General features: G+C 63.8%; 1 protein-coding gene. It reads right to left on the minus strand.

What is annotated here, in order from left to right:
• Nucleotides 1–3,567: Ig-like domain-containing protein (locus tag QD280_RS17725; RefSeq protein WP_279840146.1), on the minus strand; the 3,567-nt coding region annotated here is incomplete at both ends.

The raw sequence follows: 3,567 nt of genomic DNA on the forward strand, positions 1-3,567 counted from the left end.
GGCGGCGTCCTGCACCTTGAGCTGCAAGGTGGCAGAGGCGGTGAGGTCAGTATCGGCGTAGCTGATGGCAGTACCGGACACGCTGTCGGTGATGTCGACCCAGGTGGTGCCATCGGTGCTGTAGAGCAGAGCTTCTCCAGTGGCGAGCTCGGCACTCAGCATGGCGGTGACCGTCAGGCCATCATCGTCATTGGTGATGAAGTCATCGGCTGCGAGACCAGTATCGTCACTGATGGAATCGATGGTGATAGTCGTTGCTGGGATGGTCGCATCGACCGTCACGGCGCCCAGGTTCACGGCGTCACTGACATTGCCGGCGACATCGGTCTGACGGATCTGCACAACGCCATCGGTGTAGCTGCCTTCGGCGAGGGTGAAGGTGGTGCCGGTGCCATCGGTCCAGTTGCTGCCGCCGTCGAGGGAGTACTCCCAGCTGGCGTCGGCTTCCAGACCGCTGACGGTGACCTCGCCATTGCTGGTGATGCCGTCGTCCGTGATGTTGGTGTCGGCTGTGAGCGCGAGGCTCGGTGCGTCGATGGTCGCATCGACCGTCACGGCGCCCAGGTTCACGGCGTCACTGACATTGCCGGCGACATCGGTCTGACGGATCTGCACAACGCCATCGGCGTAGCCGCCTTCGGCGAGGGTGAAGGTGGTGCCGGTACCCGCGATCCAGTTGCTGCCGCCGTCGGTGGTGTACTCCCAAGTCGCGCCGGCCTCGAGGTCACTGACAGTGACCTCACCATTGCTGGTGATGCCGTCGTCGGTGACGTTGGTGTCTTCACTCAGCGCGAGGCTCGGAGTCTCAGGTACCGTGAGATCACTGGTGGTAGTGTCGTCGGTCTCGAACGTATTGCCCGCCACATCGGTCACGGTCATCGAGACGGTGAGGGCGCCTTCGGTGAGCCCGGAAGTTGCGGTGCTCAGGTCCAGACCGGTTACGGACAGATTGCCGGCGCCGTCGACCGTAATGTCAGTCGTGGCGACGGTGATCTCGTTGGCCGGATCGGCGCTGTCAGTGATGGTGATCACGACATTGCTGCTGTCGAGACCGGCCTCGATGCTGCCAGTCAGATCGACGGCGCTGATGTCTGCCAGATTGAGCAGGCCATCGTCACCATCGACGAAGGCGATGCTGCCCGTCGGAGCGGTCGCATCGACCGTCACGTCGCCCAGGTTGGCGGCGTCGCTGACATTGCCGGCGACATCGGTCTGACGGATCTGCACAACGCCATCGGCGTAGACACCTTCGGCGAGGGTGAAGGTAGTGCCGGTACCCGCGATCCAGTTGCTGCCGCCGTCGAGGGAGTACTCCCAGCTGGCGTCGGCTTCCAGACCATTGACGGTGACTTCGCCATTGCTGGTGATGCCGTCGTCGGTGATGTTGGTGTCGGTGGTGAGCGCAAGGCTCGGTGCGTCGATGGTCGCATCGACCGTCACGGCGCCCAGGTTCACGGCGTCACTGACGTTGCCGGCCACATCGGTCTGACGGATCTGCACAACGCCATCGGCGTAGCTGCCTTCAGCGAGGGTGAAGGTGGTGCCGGTACCATCGATCCAGTTGCTGCCGCCGTCGAGGGAGTACTCCCAAGTGGCGTCGGCTTCCAGACCACTGACGGTGACTTCGCCATTGCTGGTGATGCCGTCGTCCGTAATGTTGGTGTCGGTGGTGAGCGCCAAGGCCGGATTGGTGGGCACGGTAGTATCGACGGTGAGTGTGAACTCGCCAGAAGCCGCGCTTTCGTTGCCAGCAGCATCGGTCGCGGTGACGCTGAAGACATGCTCGCCATCGGTGAGGTCCGTGCTCGGGGTATAGCGCCAGGCGCCATTGGCATCTGCCACGACCGTATCAACGACTTCGCCGTTGTGAGTGATGGTGACGGTGCTGCCGGCTTCGGCGCTGCCGGTCAGCGTCGGCGCCGCATCATTGGTGCTGTCGCCGGAGGCGAGGGCACCGGTATCGGCTGCTACGTTGTCGGTCGCGGAGGTGATGGTCGGCGTGTTCGGCGCGGTAACGTCAGCATCTTCCGGCACATCGAGTGCCGCGGACGCTGCGCTTTCATTGCCGGCCGCATCGGTTGCCGTGGCTGTCAGTGTGCTGCCAGCTTCCTGCTCCGGCGAGAGCTCAACGGAGAAGTTGCCTTCTGCATCGACGACCGCGGTGCCAACAACATCGTCGTTGGCATTGGTGATCTCGACCGTGGTGCCCGCTTCACCGGTCCCGGCGACGGTAGTGCCATCGGTCTCGGACAGGACTGGCGCATCCGGCGCAGCGGTATCGACGGTAAGCGTGAACTCGCCCGACGGCGTGCTTTCGTTACCAGCAGCATCGGTTGCGGTGACGCTGAAGACGTGATCACCCTCGGTGAGGTCAGTGCTCGGGGTATAGCTCCAGGCGCCATTAGTATCTGCCACGACCGTATCAACGACTTCGCCGTTGTGGGTGACGGTGACGGTGCTACCGATCTCGGCGCTGCCGGTCAGGGTCGGCGTTGCGTCATTGGTGCTATCGCCGGAGGCGAGGGTACCGATATCGGCTGCCACGTCGTCGGTCGCGGAAGAGATGGTCGGGATGTTCGGCGCGGTAACGTCAGCATCTACCGGCACATCGAGTGCCGCGGACGCTGCGCTTTCATTGCCGGCTGCATCGGTTGCCGTGGCTGTCAGTGTGCTGCCAGCTTCCTGCTCCGGTGAGAGCTCAACCGAGAAGTTGCCTTCTGCATCGACGACCGCTGTTCCTAACACATCATCACTGGCATTGGTGATCTCGACCGTGGTGCCCGCTTCACCGGTTCCGGCGACGGTGGTGCCATCGGTCTCGCTCAGGACTGGGGCATCCGGCGCTGTGGTGTCGACGGTGAGCGTGAACTCGCCAGAGGCTGCACTCTCGTTGCCGGCAGCATCGGTAGCCGTGACGCTGAAGACATGCTCACCCTCGGTGAGATCAGTGCTCGGGGTATAGCGCCAGGTGCCATTGGCATCTGCCACGACCGTATCAACGACTTCACCGTTGTGGGTGATGGTGACGGTGCTGCCGGCTTCTGCGCTGCCGGTCAGCGTCGGAGTCGCGTCATCCGTGCTGTCGCCGGAGGCGAGGGCACCGGTATCGGCTGCCACATCGTCGGTCGCGGAAGTGATGGTCGGCGTGTTTGGCGCAGTCACGTCAGCGTCTTCCGGCACCACCAGGGCATCGGAGGCTGGGCTTTCGTTACCCGCAGCGTCAGTGACGGTAGCGGTCAGCTCAGCGCCGGCTTCCTGCTTCGGAGACAGGGTGATGCTGAACGTACCGTCATCGGCAACAGTGCCGCTGCCCAGCAGATCGCCATCACCATCGGTGATTTCGACGGTGCCGCCGGCCTCGGCGCTACCATTGACGGTGCTGCCATTGGCCGTCTCGCCATCGGTCTCGGACAGGATCGGTGCATCTGGCGCGGTGGTGTCGACGGTGAGGGTGAACTCGCCAGAGGCCGCACTCTCGTTGCCGGCGGCATCAGTCGCGGTGACGCTGAAGACGTGGTCGCCCTCGGTGAGCTCAGTGCTCGGGGTGTAGCGCCAGGCGCCATTGGC

The organism is Cobetia sp. 1AS1 (assembly GCF_029846435.1).
GTDB classification, from domain to species: Bacteria; Pseudomonadota; Gammaproteobacteria; order Pseudomonadales; family Halomonadaceae; genus Cobetia; species Cobetia amphilecti.